13 protein-coding genes are annotated in these 14,890 nt (G+C 67.4%); 1 reads left to right on the forward strand and 12 read right to left on the reverse strand.

The features are described from left to right. Nucleotides 1-12 precede the first annotated feature (12 nt). Nucleotides 13-1,308 (reverse strand): acetyl-CoA C-acetyltransferase, encoded by a 1,296-nt coding sequence (locus tag BN1263_RS06175; protein WP_026347250.1) that lies wholly within the window; start codon nt 1,306-1,308, stop codon nt 13-15. Between the two features lie 93 nt (nt 1,309-1,401). On the opposite strand from BN1263_RS06175, the gene BN1263_RS06180 reads away from it, so the two are divergent. Then, complete coding sequence (locus BN1263_RS06180; protein ID WP_058980234.1) at nt 1,402-2,289, forward strand: hypothetical protein; 888 nt, start codon at nt 1,402-1,404, stop codon at nt 2,287-2,289. A 212-nt stretch (nt 2,290-2,501) separates the two neighbouring features. Here the strand turns inward: BN1263_RS06180 and BN1263_RS06185 are convergent, their stop codons facing one another. The 11 genes from BN1263_RS06185 to glnA form a co-directional block, all read right to left on the reverse strand. Next, on the reverse strand, nt 2,502-3,128 hold the full coding sequence (locus BN1263_RS06185; RefSeq protein ID WP_058980236.1) for a superoxide dismutase family protein: 627 nt from the start codon (nt 3,126-3,128) through the stop codon (nt 2,502-2,504). A 32-nt stretch (nt 3,129-3,160) separates the two neighbouring features. Further along, nucleotides 3,161-3,730: a superoxide dismutase family protein gene (locus BN1263_RS06190; RefSeq protein WP_058980237.1), complete on the reverse strand. Its 570-nt coding sequence runs from the start codon at nt 3,728-3,730 to the stop codon at nt 3,161-3,163. Between the two features lie 93 nt (nt 3,731-3,823). After that, a complete protein-coding gene (gene ntrC, locus BN1263_RS06195; RefSeq protein WP_058980239.1) occupies nt 3,824-5,272 on the reverse strand; it encodes a nitrogen regulation protein NR(I) in 1,449 nt (482 codons plus the stop codon). Continuing rightward, complete coding sequence (locus BN1263_RS06200; RefSeq protein ID WP_058980241.1) at nt 5,265-6,326, reverse strand: two-component system sensor histidine kinase NtrB; 1,062 nt, start codon at nt 6,324-6,326, stop codon at nt 5,265-5,267. The genes ntrC and BN1263_RS06200 overlap by 8 nt, the downstream gene beginning before the upstream one ends. 115 nt (nt 6,327-6,441) lie before the next feature. Continuing rightward, nucleotides 6,442-8,484: a TonB-dependent receptor gene (locus tag BN1263_RS06205; RefSeq protein WP_058980243.1), complete on the reverse strand. Its 2,043-nt coding sequence runs from the start codon at nt 8,482-8,484 to the stop codon at nt 6,442-6,444. Between the two features lie 103 nt (nt 8,485-8,587). After that, on the reverse strand, nt 8,588-8,914 hold the full coding sequence (locus BN1263_RS06210; RefSeq protein WP_058980246.1) for a hypothetical protein: 327 nt from the start codon (nt 8,912-8,914) through the stop codon (nt 8,588-8,590). Between the two features lie 84 nt (nt 8,915-8,998). Then, entirely contained in the window at nt 8,999-10,174 is a 1,176-nt protein-coding gene (gene mltA / locus BN1263_RS06215) for a murein transglycosylase A (RefSeq protein ID WP_058980264.1), read from the reverse strand. Nucleotides 10,175-10,241: 67 nt separating this feature from the next. Continuing rightward, nucleotides 10,242-10,988 (reverse strand): N-acetylmuramoyl-L-alanine amidase, encoded by a 747-nt coding sequence (locus BN1263_RS06220; RefSeq protein WP_019661936.1) that lies wholly within the window; start codon nt 10,986-10,988, stop codon nt 10,242-10,244. A gap of 221 nt (nt 10,989-11,209) precedes the next feature. Next, nucleotides 11,210-12,640, reverse strand: coding sequence for an ammonium transporter (locus tag BN1263_RS06225; RefSeq protein ID WP_058980247.1), 1,431 nt, complete (start codon nt 12,638-12,640; stop codon nt 11,210-11,212). 22 nt (nt 12,641-12,662) lie between these two features. Beyond that, entirely contained in the window at nt 12,663-13,001 is a 339-nt protein-coding gene (locus BN1263_RS06230) for a P-II family nitrogen regulator (RefSeq protein ID WP_004134334.1), read from the reverse strand. 346 nt (nt 13,002-13,347) lie between these two features. Beyond that, nucleotides 13,348-14,757 (reverse strand): type I glutamate--ammonia ligase, encoded by a 1,410-nt coding sequence (gene glnA / locus BN1263_RS06235; protein ID WP_019661939.1) that lies wholly within the window; start codon nt 14,755-14,757, stop codon nt 13,348-13,350. Nucleotides 14,758-14,890: the final 133 nt, after the last annotated feature.

Raw genomic sequence — 14,890 nt, forward strand, 5'->3', positions numbered from 1 at the left:
TAGTCGCAGCGATCAGCGTTCGATGATCGCCACCACGCCCATGCCGCCGGCGGTGCAGATCGACACCAGCGCGCGACCACCGCCGCGTTCGGCCAGCTGCTTGGCGGCGGTGGCGATGACGCGGGCGCCGGTGGCGGCGAACGGGTGGCCGGTGGCCAGCGACGAACCCAGCAGATTGATCTTGTCCGGGTCGATGCGACCCAGCGGTGCGTCCAGCCCCAAGCGGTTGCGGCAGTAATCCTCGCTCTCCCACGCACGCAGGGTGCACAGCACCTGCGCGGCGAAGGCCTCGTGGATCTCGTAGATGTCGAAGTCCTGCAGGGTCAGGCCATTGCGCTTGAGCATCTCCGGCACGGCCACGGTCGGTGCCATCAGCAGGCCTTCGCCATGCACGAAGTCCACCGCAGAGACATGCGCATCGCGCAGATAGGCCTGCGGCTCATGGCCGTGCGCACGTGCCCACTCTTCGCTGGCCAGCAGTACCGCAGCGGCACCGTCGGTCAGCGGGGTGGAGTTGGCGGCGGTGAGCGTGCCACGGCCGGAGACCTTGTCGAACGCCGGCTTCAGCGTCGCCAGCTTTTCCAGCGAGGTATCCGGGCGCAGGATGTTGTCACGCTCGACGCCACGGAACGGTGCGATCAGGTCGTTGAAGAATCCGCGCTCATAGGCGGCAGCCAGCTTCTTGTGCGAGGACACAGCCCACTCGTCCTGCGAGTCGCGCGAGATGTTCCACTCCTTGGCCATGTCCTCGCAGTGGTCGCCCATGCTCTTGCCGGTGCGCGGCTCGGCCACGCCCGGGAACTCGGGCTTGAGCTCGGAGAACTTGAAGCCAGCGGTGAGTGCGCGGATCTTGTCGCCGGTGCTCTTGGCGCGGTTGGCGGCCAGCAGGCGTGCACGCAGCTTCTTGCCGTAGACGATCGGCACGTCGGAGGTGGTGTCCGAACCACCACCGATGCCCGATTCAATCTGGCCCAGCGCGATCTTGTTGGCCACGGTGATGATGCTGTCCAGCGAGGTACCGCAGGCGCGCTGCAGGGTGATGCCCGGGGTCAGCGGCGACAGGCCGGAGGACAGCGTGGCTTCGCGGCCCAGGTTCCAGTCGCTGGAGTGCTTGATCACCGCACCCATTGCCACTTCACCCAGCTGCTGGCCATGCAGGCCGAACCGTTCGACCAGCGCACCCAGCGTACGGACCGACATGCCGAGGTTGCCGACATCCGAATACGCGGTGTTCTGGCGACAGAACGGAATGCGGACGCCACCGAGGATGGCGACGGGACGAGCGTTGGGCATGGAGATACCTGGCATGGATGAGGGTGTCTGCAACATGGCCTGCACGGCGGAGCAGGCATAATGGAGCCAAGTGTAGCTGCCGCCCTGTGATGGGCCAACCGTGGAACCATGAGCAAACCCGACCCCGCGATGAATGCCCTTGGCGTGCTGGCCCTGGAACTGGCCGGCGGTGAAATCCCCCGCCAGGCGGTGCTCAGCGCAGAACAGGCCGGTGAACTGGCCGAACGCGTCGGCCGTGACCTGTCCAAGCTGGTGCCACAGGTAGCCGAGCTGGACCTGGTGTTCGCCGCCGCCCATTTCGACCCGGCCGAAGTGCTGCGCCCGGGCTGGCCGATCCATCGCCGCCTGGAAGAACTGCAGATGCGTGCTCCGGGCCGCAACCAGGGCCCGCGCCTGCTGGCCTTCGGTACCGATGCCGAGGGTGACGTGCCGCTGCCGTTCCAGGCCGATGCCAGCCTGGTTGGCGGTGGCCTGCGCGTGGTGCCGATCCTGCTGACCGGCAGCGATGTGGCCACCACCAATGCGGTCGCGCATGCGCTGGAAGACACCTTGCTCGCCAACGGCATGGCGCATGCCGACACCGCGCTGATGGCGCAGAACAGCTTCGGTGCGCGGATCGAACACGCACGCTACTTCACCGTGAACGATCTGGCCGCGATGATGTCGATGCAGTACGACAACCAGGGCCTGGCCGCGCTGTGGCCGCTGATCGAGACAGCGATCATGGCGCCGGGCGAGGACGAGTGGCTCAATGCCGCGCCCGAGCCGCTGCTGCGCTATACGCACGGCGAAGCACGCATGGCACTGTTCGACCCGGCCGGTTGGTGCGCGCACTACAACCACAGCAAGAACGATTGCGACCGCCTGAAGGGCATCTACGAACAGTTCCTGATGCGCCAGCGGCAGATGGCTGCGGTGCTGGAGGCACACGGCGTGCCGGTGCTGTTCGTGCACTGCGAGGCCGGGCAGGACGCGCGCGAGTTGCTGTCGCGCTGATCTGCGGATGCGCACCGCCGGGCATGGCCCGGCGCTACCGTGCAATTGCGTTTCGCCGGGGCGCGACCGCCGTGCGTATTGCTGTAGCGCCGAGCCCATGCTCGGCTCAGGTCCACCGAAGAGCAGCCGAGCATGGGCTCGGCTCTACAGGAAGCGATGCAAAGAAAAACGCCGGCTTGCGCCGGCGTTTTCCGTTTCCAGCAAAAGCGCCCTTACGGGACCTTCTGGATCACCGCACACGCCAGGCGCGCGCCGGCGTTGCCGGTCGGCTGGGTCTTGTAGTCATCCGCATCGGCGTGGACGATCAGGCCGCGGCCGATGATGTCGAAGTCATCACCCTTGCCGATGTTGACGTTGCTCGACACCGGGCCGTCGATGGTGGCCACGCCCTTGTCGTCGGCCTTGATGTTGGGCATGTCGCCGCCGTGGTGCGGATCGGCCGCCACGCTTCCGTGGTCCTGCTTGCCCGGGTTGAAGTGGCCGCCGGCACTCATGCCGTCCGGCGCGCTGCAGTCGCCCTTCTCGTGGATGTGGAAACCGTGCTCGCTACCCGGCTTCAGGCCCGTAACCTGGCCGGTCACGTGCACCTTGCCATCAACCACCTTGAAGGTGACGCTGCCCTTGGTCTCGTTGCCCTGGGTCGGTGCCAGTTCGGCGGTGGCCGACGCATCGGCTGCCGGGGCGGCAGCGGGTGCCGGCGTTGTGGCCGGTTCGGTGGTGGCGCCCTCGGCCGGGGCGGCCGGCGGGGTTTCCGTCTGCGGAGCGGCCGGCTGCTGGCCGCAGGCCGCCAGGCCCAGCGCGGCGATGGCTGCAAACAGCGAAGTGTGGATCAGACGCATTGGAATCTCTCCCTGGATGTTGCCTGCAGTGATCAGCGGACGACCCGGATCACGCCACAGGCGATGCGAACGCCGGCATTGCCGGCGGGCTGGCTGCGATAGTCGTCGGCGTTGGCATGCACGACCAGTGCACGTCCGGCGATATCGGTGGCGGCGCCTCCGCCAAGGGTAACGCCCTTGAGGTGGATATCGACGTTGGCGCGGCCCTGGGCGTCGGCACGCAGATTGTCCATGTCGCCCAGGTGGTGCTTGCCGGTGCCAGCGCGGCCATGCGCAGCGCCACCGGGATTGAAGTGATTGCCGGCACTGCTGGCATCCACCGCACTGCAGTCGCCGCGCTCGTGGATGTGGAAGCCGGCCTGCTGCATCGGCTGCAGGCCACCGACCAGGCCGGTGATGTGCATGCCGCCGGGCTCCACCATCAGTGCGATGCGGCCACTGACAATGCTGGCCGAGGCCGGCGCAAGATTGGCCTCGCCCTGCTTCGCTGCGCTGACCACGGTCGGCGGCGGCGGAGTAGGTTCGGTCTTTTTCGGCGCGCTGCCGCAGGCAGACAGCAGCACGGCGGCGGACAACGGCAGGATGGCAAAGGACAGACGCATCAAAGACTCCTTGCAGATGACACTAAGCGTTGCATCGTCCATGAACGATCAACAGTTCGGCAAGCGGGCGCGAGGACCGCGTGCAGGGACCGTTCAATGGCCCCCGCGGCGGCGGCCAGCGCCCAGCTTGCGGGTAAGGGTATTGCGGCCCAGGCCCAAGCGGGCAGCGGCTTCGGCGCGGCGGCCATGGGTGATCTGAAGCGCCGCTTCCAGCAGCGCATGGTCGACCCGCTCGCGCACCTGCGCATGCAGCCCTTCCACGCCTTCGGCGAGCTGGCGGCGCGCCCATTCGGCCAGCAGCGCTTCCCACTGGCCTGGATCGGCGCTGCTGGTGCTGCCGCGACGGCCCCGCGAACGGTTCAGCGCGGTATCGACGTCGGCCACGCCGATGGTGTCGGCGGCGGCCAGCGCGGCCATCCGCCAGCACACGTTTTCCAGTTCGCGCACGTTGCCGGGCCAGTCGTGCTCGCGCAGCGCCTGCAGTGCGGCGGCGGTCAGGCGCTTGGGCGGCGTGTCCAGCCTGCGTGCGGCGGCGGCCAGGAAGGTGCTGGCCAGTTGCGCGATGTCTTCACGGCGCTCGCGCAGCGGCGGCAGCTGCAGGCGCACCACGTCGAGGCGGTGCAGCAGGTCCGCGCGGAACTTCCCCTGCGCGACCAGCCCTTCCAGGTCCTGGTGGGTGGCGGCCACAACGCGCACATCGACGCGGATCAGTTCGCGGCCACCGACGCGGAAGAACTCGCCCTGCGCCAGCACGCGCAGCAACCGGGTCTGCAACGGCAGCGGCATGTCGCCGATCTCATCCAGGAACAGCGTGCCGCCATCGGCCTGCTCGAAGCGGCCGGTATGGCGGCGCTGCGCGCCGGTGAAGGCGCCGGCTTCATGGCCGAACAGCTCACTTTCCAGCAGCTCGGATGGGATTGCAGCGGTATTGAGCGCGACGAACGGACCCTGCGCGCGCGGCGATTCGCGATGCAACGCATTGGCCACCAGCTCCTTGCCGGTGCCGGTCTCGCCGGTGATCAGCACCGCCAGCGGTGCCTGCGCCAGGCGACCGATGGCGCGGAACAGCGCGCGCATCGGCGGCGTATCACCCACCAGTTGCGGCGGCTGGTCGCTGGGCGTTTCGGCGGCGGGGCTGGGAGCGGCCAGCGCGGGCGCCACCGCTGGCAGCACCCGCTGCGCCAGCGCCACGGCATCGTCCAGGTCGAACGGCTTGGACAGGAATTCATGCGCGCCGCCGCGGAACGCACCGGCCGTGCTGGCCACATCGGTATAGGCCGACATCACGACCACCGGCAGCTGCGGCAACGCGGCCTTGAGCTTGTCCAGCAGCACCAGGCCATCGTCGCCAGGCATGCGCACATCGGTGAACAGCAGCGCCGGCGGCGCGCCTTCGCCCAGGGCCTGCAGGGCTGCCGCAGCGCTGTCGAAATCGACGACCTGGTAGCCCGCCTCGCGCAGCGCGGTGCACAGCACGAAGCGCACGGCACGATCGTCATCGACCACCCAGATGCGCTGCGGGGACGAAGAAGACTCAGACATCGCGCGGGGCCTCCTCGGCCGGGGCGGCGCCGCTGACGATCGGCAGCAGCAGGGTGAACACGGTGTGGCCCGGGCGCGAGCGGTAGGTCAGCGTGCCGCGGTGCTCGCGCGCCACCTGCTGGGCCAGCGCCAGGCCCAGGCCAGTGCCTTCGGCGCGGCCACTGACCAGCGGCAGGAACAGGTGCTCGGCCAGTTCCTCGGGCACGCCACGGCCGTCGTCGGCAATTTCCAGGCGCAACGCCAGCGTGTGCAGCTGCTCGGCGATGCGCGCGCCATGCTCCACGCGGGTGCGCAGGGTGATGCTGCCGGCATCGGCCTGGATTGCGTTTCGCACCAGGTTCCACACCGCCTGGGTAAGACGGTCGGCGTCGCCACGGAATTCGGGAATGCTGGGGTCGTAGTCGCGCTGCAGGCGTACTGCCCAGCCGGCCTCGTTCTCGGCCAGGCGCAGCACGCGTTCCAGCGCGGCATGGATGTTCAGTTCTGCGTGGGGTGCGGCCGGGGCCGGCGACAGCAGCTGGTCGAGAAGGCCGTTGAGGCGCTCGATCTCCGAGCCGATCAGTTCGATCAGTTCGCGTTCGCTGGCCTCGCGCTGGGCCGCGCGGCGGGCCAGCAGCTGGGCCGCACCCTTCAACCCGGCCAGCGGGTTGCGCAGCTCGTGGGCCAGGCCCTTCAGCGCCGCGCTGAGCGCGCTGGGCAGGGCCTGCGTCGGGTCCAGCCCAGGGAATTCGTCGACCGGATGTGCCTCCAGCAACCAGCCGCCATCGTCGCGGCGGCTCATCCAGCCCTCGGCGAAGCGCGGCGCCTCGCCGGGCACCGCCAGCGCCAACCGGTTCAGGCGCAGGCTGTCGCGCTCATCGCGTGCCAGGAAATGGGCCAGCGCTTCGCCCTGCACTTCCAGTGCAGCCAGCGGCTGGCCCAGCAGGCGGCGCCCGCTGACGCCCAGCCAGCGGCCGAAGGCCGGATTGCAGCCGATGATGCGGCCATCGGCCCCGGCCCACGCCAGTGGCGTGCCCAGGGCTTCAAGGGTCGGCGGTGGTGCGGGGTCGGACATTGCACCAATGTAGTGCAAAACGCGGGGGCCGGGGTCAGAGCACGTTCCGCCAGAAAAGGGCTCCGGCCCCTGCCGCAGGTCGAGCGAGCTCGACCACTACCAGATGCGTGGCCGGTTACAGCTTCATGTTGAGGCCGACGAACACACTGCGTCCCGGGGCCGGCGAAAACATCGGGCGGGCGCTGTCCCAGAAGAAGCTGTCGTACCAGGCGTAGGCGTACTGGCGATTGGTGGCGTTCTTCAGCTGCAGGTCCACGCTGAATCGCGGGGTGAGCTGGTAGGCAGCACTGAGGTCGAGCACGGCGAAGCCACCGAACTTGCCGGCTACGTTGCGCTCTTCCAGGTAGTAATCGCCCTGCGCACGCGCCTGCAGGCCCAGCCGCAGCGCATCACCGGCGCGGTAATCCACGCCCAGATTGCTGATGTGGCGCGGGGTGGCGGCCACTTCCCGGCCCTGCAGGGAAACGCCGGCATCGCGGTCGTCGCGGGTGATCTTCGCTTCCTGGTAGGCGTGCGACGCCCACACCGTCCAGTCGTCGCCCAGTTGCAGGCTCAACTGCGCATCCACGCCGCGCCGGCGGGTCTTGCCCAGAATGACCGTGGTGCCGGTGGCCGGCATGTTGGATACCTCGTTTTCCGCGTCCTGCTGCCATGCCGCCAGACGTGCCTGGGCGCCCGCGAACGGCTGGAACTTCAGGCCCAGCTCCATGCCGGTGTTGGTGGACGGCTGCATCGGTGCCTGTCCCGGGGTGAGGTAGGCCGGTGCGGTGGACCCGGTCAGCACCTGGAAGGTGCGGCCCCAGTTCGCGTAGACGTGGGTGGTCTGGCCCAGGCTGTGGATGATGCTCAGCTTGGGCTGGCCGATCGTGCCGTAGTCCTGCAGGCGGCCGCTGACGCCGTTCACCAGGTGGGTGCGGCCGCTGAAGCGGTCGACGCGATAGGCCGGCACGACCTTCCAGGCTTCGACGGGCTGGTAGACGGCCTGCACGTAGGCGCCCCAGTTGTCGAAGCTGTGGCGATCATTGTTCTGCACCCGCGCCGGTGGCTGGCTGAAGTCGGTGGGTTCGGCGTAGGCATAGCGCTCGCGGATGTAGCCGTTGTCCTGCTGCTCGTAGTTCAGGCCACCCTCTACGGTAAGCGTGGGGCTGGCCTGCCAGGTGAGCGTGCTGAGCAGGCCATGCTGCCGCTCGTCCCACACGCGGCGCTGGCGCGGCAGGTTGCCGTTGGGCACGTCGCTGAAGGTCACGCGGCGGTCGTCTTCATAGCGGTTGTAGTAGAGCCGCGTGCCGAAGGTGAGCGCGTCGGACAGTTTCATGTCCAGGTGCGCGGCGATCTGGCGCATGTCGCGGTCATCACCATCGTTGCCGTTGCGCAGCTCGCTGCCACGACGGTGCGTGCGCAGTTCCTCGGCGGTCATGAAGCCCGGTTCGTCGGCCTCATGGTGGTAGGCGCGCGCGGTCAGGCCCACGCGCAGGCCTTCGTCCAGCGTGCCGAAGAACCACTTGCCGCCCAGTGAGTACTTCCTGGAGGTGTCGTGGTCGCGGTAGCCATCGCTGGCCTGGGTGCCGAAGAAATAGTTCTGCGCGAAGCCATTGGCTTCGCGGCCGACTGCCAGCTGTGCATCTCGGGTGTTGTAGCTGCCATAGGCTAGTCGCGCGTCGGTGTAGGTGCCGCCCTGGCGCGTACCGAAGTTCACGTTGCCGCCGATGTTGTGCAGGCCGTAGCGCGGGTCGTTGGTACCGCGCACCACTTCGATGTAGCTGATGTCCAGCGGGAACAGCATGTCGATGAAGCGCTGGTTGCCGCTGTTGACGTTGCTGGGGATGCCGTCAATGAGGGTCTTGATCGCGTTGAGGTAGCCCTCGCCGTTGAAGGCGCGGAAGCTGACCTTGCCCGATTCGGCACCCTGCCGCGTTTCGGTGAGCTGGATGCCGGGCATCTGCCCCAGCAGCTCCCAGCTGTGCGAGACGTTGCGGTCTTCGATCTGGTCCGCGCCGAGCACGTCCACCGAAGTCAGTACCTGGTGTGCACTGAGCTGGCCTTCGCCGTGCTGGTGCACCTGCACCTTGCCGAGGGTGAGCGCGGCATCGGCGGACTGTGCGAAAGCTTCAGGGGCGAACGGCACGGCCGCCAAGGCGGCCAAAAGGGTGGGAGTCATGGGAAGGGGCGGTTACGGTGAAATGTAATCATATAACATTTCACGTGCCCGCTTTTGCAGCGTCGAGCAAAGCTCGGCGCTACAAGGGCGGGAGCCGGGGGGATTACACCGGGTAGCCGGTGGCTTCCCGTGCCTTCTTCCAGGCGGCTTCGAATTCACGCGCGGAGATTTCGTCGTCCTCGTCGAAATCCAGGAACGACACCGGCTGGTCGGCCAGCAGGAAGCGGTCGTCGCTGTGGGCATGCTCGTCGGCCCAGACCATCCTGGTGCCGTAGATTTCCACCTGCCGCACGATCTTCTCGCCGCGCGCTTCCATCAGCACGTTGCCCTTGCCCAGGCCCGATTCGGCCCAGTGCTTGTAGTACTTCTTTGCGGCGGACTTCGCGGCGGACTTCGCGCCGGTTTTTGCGTTGTGCTTTGAGTAGGTCATTGCAGGAGCCCTGGCCGCTGGCGCGGCCGGAAAGTGCGGAATGGCGCCATTATCGCCCGACCTCGCAGCGCGCAGGTGGGCGCTTCAGCGGGCCGGCGCTGGCAACGCCACGCCCTTCGGCCACAACATCCAGATGTTGCCCTTCTGCTTCATGTCGCCGGCCAGCTTGCCGGCGGCTTCGCCGCTGCCCCAGTACAGGTCGGCGCGCACTTCGCCGGCGATGGCACCGCCAGTGTCCTGCGCGGCCACCGGGCGCACCACCGGGCTGCCGTCCGGGCGCGTGGTGGACAGCCACAGCAGGCTGCCCAGCGGTACCACGGTGCGATCCACCGCCACGCTGTAGCCGGCGGTGAGCGGTACGTTCAGTGAACCACGCGGACCTTCCGGGCTGTCCGGAGTGCGCACGAAGAACACGTAGCTGGGGTTGCTGCGCAGCAGTTCCGGCACGCGCGCGGGATGGGCCCGGGCCCAGGCGCGGATCGCGTCCATGGTGACGTCTTCCTTCTTCAGCTGGCCCTGGTCCACCAGCCAGCGACCGATCGCGCGATAGGGGTGGCCGTTCTGCTCGGCATAGGCCAGCCGCACCTGCGTGCCATCAGCCAGGCGCACGCGGCCGGACCCTTGGATCTGCAGCAGCTGCAGGTCCATCGGGTCGGTCAGCCAGGCCAGCACCGGCGCCTTTACGCCTTTGGCGGCGATGGTGCCGGCATCGTCATAGGGCTTGAGCACCTTGCCCTCAACCCGCCCGCGCAGGCGCTTGCCCTTCAGTTCCGAGTAGAGGCTGTCCAGCTGCACCACGATCAGATCATCCGGCGTGCCGTACACCGGCACCGTGGCCTTATCGGTACGGGTAAGGCTGCCGTGGTAGATCGGCTCGTAGTAACCGGTGATCAATCCATCGGCCTGATGGCCACCGGCACGCAGCGCATAGGCATCGAGGTCGCGCTGCAGGAACTGGCGGATCGCGGCCGGGTCCTTGTCTGACACGGCTGCGGCGGTGGCACAGGGCTTGGCCCAGACAGCGTCGTTCTTCAGGCGGGTGCAGCTGCTGCGCCAGGCAACGAAGCCGGCCTGCAGATCGCTGTTTGAGACCGCTGGCAGGGCTTTCCAGTCGACCCTGGCGTAGGTGGCCGCCGGCGCTGAGGTCGGCGTGGGCGCTTCGGAACCCGTGCGGGGAGCGGTGGTGGCGCAACCGGCGAGCACCGCCGCTGCCAACAGGGTCCAGTGCTTGCGCTTGAAGAAGGTAGCGGAATCGGTCATGCCGCCATGGTGGCGGGCCGGCCGCTGGGCGGCAACCCGGCGCGGGGTCAAGCGTTCATGCGCGCAGTCACGGCATCTGCAGCAGCAACGAATGCAGGATGCGGGCGTCCTCGGCATCCAGCGTCTTGGGCAGGTCGTCGCGGCCACGGAATCGGCGGTGGAAGGCGGCGACGGTGGCTTCTCGGTTGTCCAGTGGATAGCCGAAGCGGGCCAGCGCATTCCACGCGTCGAAGCCTTCCGGTGCCGCGCCGTCGGCCGCGCGCGGCCACACGCCGAAGCCGGCCTCGGCCAGCTGTTGCCACGGGAAGAAGCGGCTCGGATCCTGCTTGCGCGTCGGTGCCAGGTCGGCGTGGGCGATCACCTGGCGCGGCGGGATGTTCAGGCGGGTGGTGAGGTCGCGCAGCAGCACGATCAGCGATTCGATCTGCGCCGCACTGAACGGGCTGCGGCCATCGTTGTCGAGCTCGATGCCGATCGAGGCCGAGTTGAGATCGGTGATGGTGCCCCATCGCCCGGCGCCGGCATGCCAGGCACGGCGCTCATCGGCGACGAGCTGGTAGCGATGGCCATCGGCGCCGATCAGGTAGTGCGCGCTGACCGGTCCACCGCTGTTGGCGGTACGCAGCGTATGCAGGCTCTGCTGCACCGATTTCTGCTCGGTGTGGTGGATAACGATGATGACCGGCGTGCGCGCGTTCTGGTTGGGCGAAGGCACCCAGGTGGCGAGCGGGTTACGCGTTTCCCGTGGCGTGGAAGCGCAGGCGGCCAGCAACAGGCAGGCCGAGAGCATCAGTGTGGTGCGGATCGGAGGCATGGCCTGATTGTGCGCGATCTGGCGCGAGGGTGCATGTCACAAGGTAGATTCTGTTGATCCACGCCAGGCGTGGATGCGCCACTCCGGCTGTGCCGACCAATGGTCGGCACCCACCAGAGCAGACCTGGACCCTGTGCCAAGCAAGCTTGGCACCTACCAGAACCAGGACAGGGGAAGTGCCGACCAACGGTCGGCACCCACCACGTCAGTACGCCGCTACCTCAGGCCTCGTAGGCAGACTCGCCGTGCGAAGTCACATCCAGGCCAGTGCGCTCTGCTTCTTCGGTCACGCGCAGGCCCACCACGACCTTTACCAGCAGCAGGATGACCGCGGTCACCACCGCCGACCACAGCACGGTCAGGCCGACGCTGACCACCTGCACCCACACCTGGTGGCCGATATCCAGATCGGCCTTGGTGCCGCCCAGCGACTGCGCGCTGAACACGCCGGTGAGGATCGCGCCGACGATGCCGCCGACACCATGCACACCGAACACGTCGGCGGTGTCGTCCACCTTCAGCAGGCGCTTGAGGCCGGTCACGCCCCACACGCAGATCACGCCGGCGACGAAGCCGATCACGATCGCGCCAAGCGGGCCGACCGTGCCACAGGCCGGGGTGATGCCGACCAGGCCGGCCACCGCACCCGAGGCTGCACCCAGCGCCGACGGCTTGCCCTTGCCGATCGCTTCCACCAGGGTCCAGCCGAGCACGGCGGCGGCGGTGGCCAGCACGGTATTGAGGAAGGCCAGCGAGGCCACCGTATCGGCCGCAGCGGCGGAACCGGCGTTGAAGCCGAACCAGCCTACCCACAGCAGCATGGCGCCGATGTAGGTAAACGGTACGTTGTGCGGCTTCAGCGCGGTCTGGCCGTAGCCCAGGCGCTTGCCGACGAACCACGCGCCGACCAGGCCGGCCACGCCCGCATTGATGTGGACCACGGTGCCACCGGCGAAGTCGATCGCGCCCAGTTCACCCAGGTAGCCGCCGCCCCAGACGATGTGCGCCATCGGGATGTAGCTGAGGGTGAACCACAGTGCCGAGAACAGCAGCACCGCACGGAACTTGATGCGCTCGGCGAAGGCACCGACGATCAGCGCGGTGGTGATGCCGGCGAAGGTCGACTGGAAGGCGACGAACAGGTAATCCGGCAGGCCCTTGATCGGCGTATTGCCTACCGACTCCGGAGTGAAGCCCTTGAGGAAGGCGAATTCGGTGAACGAGCCGAAGAACGGATTGCCGGCGCTGAACACCGCACTGTAGCCATAGGCCACCCACAGCAGCAGCACCAGCGAGAACACCACCAGGATCTGGCTGAGCACCGACAGCACGTTCTTCGAACGCACCAGGCCGCCATAGAACAGGGCCAGGCCTGGAACCACCATCAACAGCACCAGCAGGGTGGATGTGAGCATCCAGGCGACGTCGCCACGATCATAGGCAGCGGCCGCTTCGGCCACGGCCGGCGCGGCGGCGGTGGCGGCCGGATCGTGCAGCGGCTCGACCGCCACGGTTTCGCTCGGCAGCGGCGACACCTGTGCCTGGGCGTGGGCGCTGCCCGGCCAGGCACCAGCGGCCAGCGCGCTGAGCAGCATCAACAGGCACACCAGATGGAACCGGGCTTGCCACCCGGTGAGAAGGCGCATCTTCATGGGGGAGTCTCCGGAAGGGGGCTTACAGCGCGTCGGCGCCGATTTCGCCGGTGCGGATGCGGATGACCTGCTCGACAGCGGTCACGAAGATCTTGCCGTCACCGATCTTGCCGGTGCCGGCAGACGACTGGATCGCTTCGATCACCGCGTCGGCACGTTCGTCGGTGACGACGGTTTCGATCTTGATCTTGGGCAGGAAGTCGACAACGTACTCGGCACCGCGATACAGCTCGGTGTGGCCCTTCTGGCGACCGAAACCTTTCACTTCGGTCACGGTGATGCCCGACACGCCTGCATCGGACAGGGCCTCGCGGACCTCGTCGAGCTTGAACGGTCGGATGATGGCGGAGATCAGTTTCATGCGCATGTCCCGAGGGTGGATGGGGCCAGCGCGCCAGCGCGCGTTGGCATCAGGCAACCACGGGTCATCAGGATGATGACCGTGGCTGTTGCACCGGACACGTACAGGGCCGGGACGGCCGTGCCTCTCTCCTTGCACGACCGACGCGGGAGGGAGGGCGGCCCTGGTCGCGTATCCGGTCTCTCTCTTGCCCCTGGATAAGCGGGCCAATGGCCCGCGTTCCAATGCAGCGGACTGACAGTCCGCTCTACAACGGCGGGCCTGCGCCCCCCCTGCGGCTCCCCAGCCGCGAGAACGGAAGCGATGGCGGCGGGTGGGAGGGGGAACCCACCGCCATCGCGCCCGGTCAGCTCGCGTAGTACAGCTGGTATTCCAGCGGGTGGGTGGCCGCGCGGAACTTGGTCACTTCCTGCATCTTCAGCGCGATGTAGCCGTCGATGAAGTCATCGCTCATCACGCCGCCGGCCTTCAGGAACTCGCGGTCCTTGTCCAGCGCTTCCAGCGCCTGGTCCAGCGAGGAGCAGACCTGCGGGATCAGCTTCTCTTCCTCCGGCGGCAGGTCGTACAGGTCCTTGTCGCTCGGTGCACCCGGGTCGATCTGGTTCTTGATGCCGTCCAGGCCGGCCATCATCAGCGCGGTGAAGGTCAGGTAGCCGGACTGGATCGGGTCGGGGAAGCGCATTTCGATGCGGCGCGCCTTCGGATTGGACACCCACGGAATGCGGCACGAGGCCGAACGGTTGCGGGCCGAGTAGGCCAGCATCACCGGCGCCTCGAAGCCCGGCACCAGGCGCTTGTAGCTGTTGGTGCCCGAGTTGGCGAAGGCATTGATGGCTTTGGCGTGCTTGAAGATGCCGCCGATGTACCACAGCGCCAGCTGGCTCAGGCCACCGTAGCCGTCACCGGAGAACAGGTTGGTGCCGCCCTTGGACAGCGACTGGTGCACATGCATGCCGCTGCCGTTGTCACCGACGATCGGCTTGGGCATGAAGGTGACGGTCTTGCCGTTGCGATGCGCGACGTTCTTGATGACGTACTTCATGCGCAGCAGCTCGTCGGCCTTCTGCACCAGGGTGCTGAACTTGGTGCCGATCTCGCACTGGCCGGCGGTGGCCACTTCGTGATGCTGCACTTCCACTTCGATGCCGACCTGTTCGAGGGTCTTGCACATCTCGGCGCGCAGGTCGTGCAGGGTGTCGGTCGGCGGAACCGGGAAGTAGCCGCCCTTCACGCCGGGACGGTAGCCGCTGTTGGCGCCGTCATACTTGGCGCCGCTGTTCCATGCCGCTTCTTCCGAGTCGACCTTGAAGAAGGTGTTGCCCATTTCGTTGGCGAAACGGACCGAGTCGAAGATGAAGAATTCCGGCTCCGGACCGAAGAACGCGGTTTCGGCGATGCCGGAGGACTTCAGGTAGGCCTCGGCACGCTTGGCGATGCCGCGCGGGCAGCGGCCATAGGCCTGCATGGTGGCCGGATCGAGGATGTCACAGCTGATCACCAGGGTCGGATCGGCGTAGAACGGATCGACGTAGGCGCTGGACGGGTCCGGCAGCAGCACCATGTCCGATTCGTTGATGCCCTTCCAGCCGGCGATCGAGCTGCCGTCGAACATCTTGCCTTCTTCGAACAGCGACGGCTCGACGATGCTGACCGGGAAGGTGACGTGCTGCTCGACGCCACGCATGTCCACGAAACGCAGATCGACGAATTCGATCTGGTTGTCCTTGATCAGCTTCTCAACGTTTTCCACGGACATCGGTACGACCTCGGATGGGGATGAATGCCTGCTGAGGTACAGCAATGACCGTGCCAACTTCTTGCGACCCGCAAGTCGTTGATTTCCCTAAGCCCGCCCCGCACCGGTGCGGAACAGCGCGCACCAAACGGGT

Origin of the sequence: Stenotrophomonas thermophila, from assembly GCF_001499715.1 — a bacterium.
Taxonomy (GTDB): domain Bacteria; phylum Pseudomonadota; class Gammaproteobacteria; order Xanthomonadales; family Xanthomonadaceae; genus Stenotrophomonas; species Stenotrophomonas hibiscicola.

What these genes read in the sequence shown, in the direction of transcription:
- BN1263_RS06175 (WP_026347250.1), bottom strand. Translation starts at nt 1,308, where the DNA reads ATGCCAGGTATCTCCATGCCCAACGCTCGTCCCGTCGCCATCCTCGGT.
- BN1263_RS06180 (WP_058980234.1), top strand. Translation starts at nt 1,402, where the DNA reads ATGAGCAAACCCGACCCCGCGATGAATGCCCTTGGCGTGCTGGCCCTG.
- BN1263_RS06185 (WP_058980236.1), bottom strand. Translation starts at nt 3,128, where the DNA reads ATGCGTCTGATCCACACTTCGCTGTTTGCAGCCATCGCCGCGCTGGGC.
- BN1263_RS06190 (WP_058980237.1), bottom strand. Translation starts at nt 3,730, where the DNA reads ATGCGTCTGTCCTTTGCCATCCTGCCGTTGTCCGCCGCCGTGCTGCTG.
- ntrC (WP_058980239.1), bottom strand. Translation starts at nt 5,272, where the DNA reads ATGTCTGAGTCTTCTTCGTCCCCGCAGCGCATCTGGGTGGTCGATGAC.
- BN1263_RS06200 (WP_058980241.1), bottom strand. Translation starts at nt 6,326, where the DNA reads ATGTCCGACCCCGCACCACCGCCGACCCTTGAAGCCCTGGGCACGCCA.
- BN1263_RS06205 (WP_058980243.1), bottom strand. Translation starts at nt 8,484, where the DNA reads ATGACTCCCACCCTTTTGGCCGCCTTGGCGGCCGTGCCGTTCGCCCCT.
- BN1263_RS06210 (WP_058980246.1), bottom strand. Translation starts at nt 8,914, where the DNA reads ATGACCTACTCAAAGCACAACGCAAAAACCGGCGCGAAGTCCGCCGCG.
- mltA (WP_058980264.1), bottom strand. Translation starts at nt 10,174, where the DNA reads ATGACCGATTCCGCTACCTTCTTCAAGCGCAAGCACTGGACCCTGTTG.
- BN1263_RS06220 (WP_019661936.1), bottom strand. Translation starts at nt 10,988, where the DNA reads ATGCCTCCGATCCGCACCACACTGATGCTCTCGGCCTGCCTGTTGCTG.
- BN1263_RS06225 (WP_058980247.1), bottom strand. Translation starts at nt 12,640, where the DNA reads ATGAAGATGCGCCTTCTCACCGGGTGGCAAGCCCGGTTCCATCTGGTG.
- BN1263_RS06230 (WP_004134334.1), bottom strand. Translation starts at nt 13,001, where the DNA reads ATGAAACTGATCTCCGCCATCATCCGACCGTTCAAGCTCGACGAGGTC.
- glnA (WP_019661939.1), bottom strand. Translation starts at nt 14,757, where the DNA reads ATGTCCGTGGAAAACGTTGAGAAGCTGATCAAGGACAACCAGATCGAA.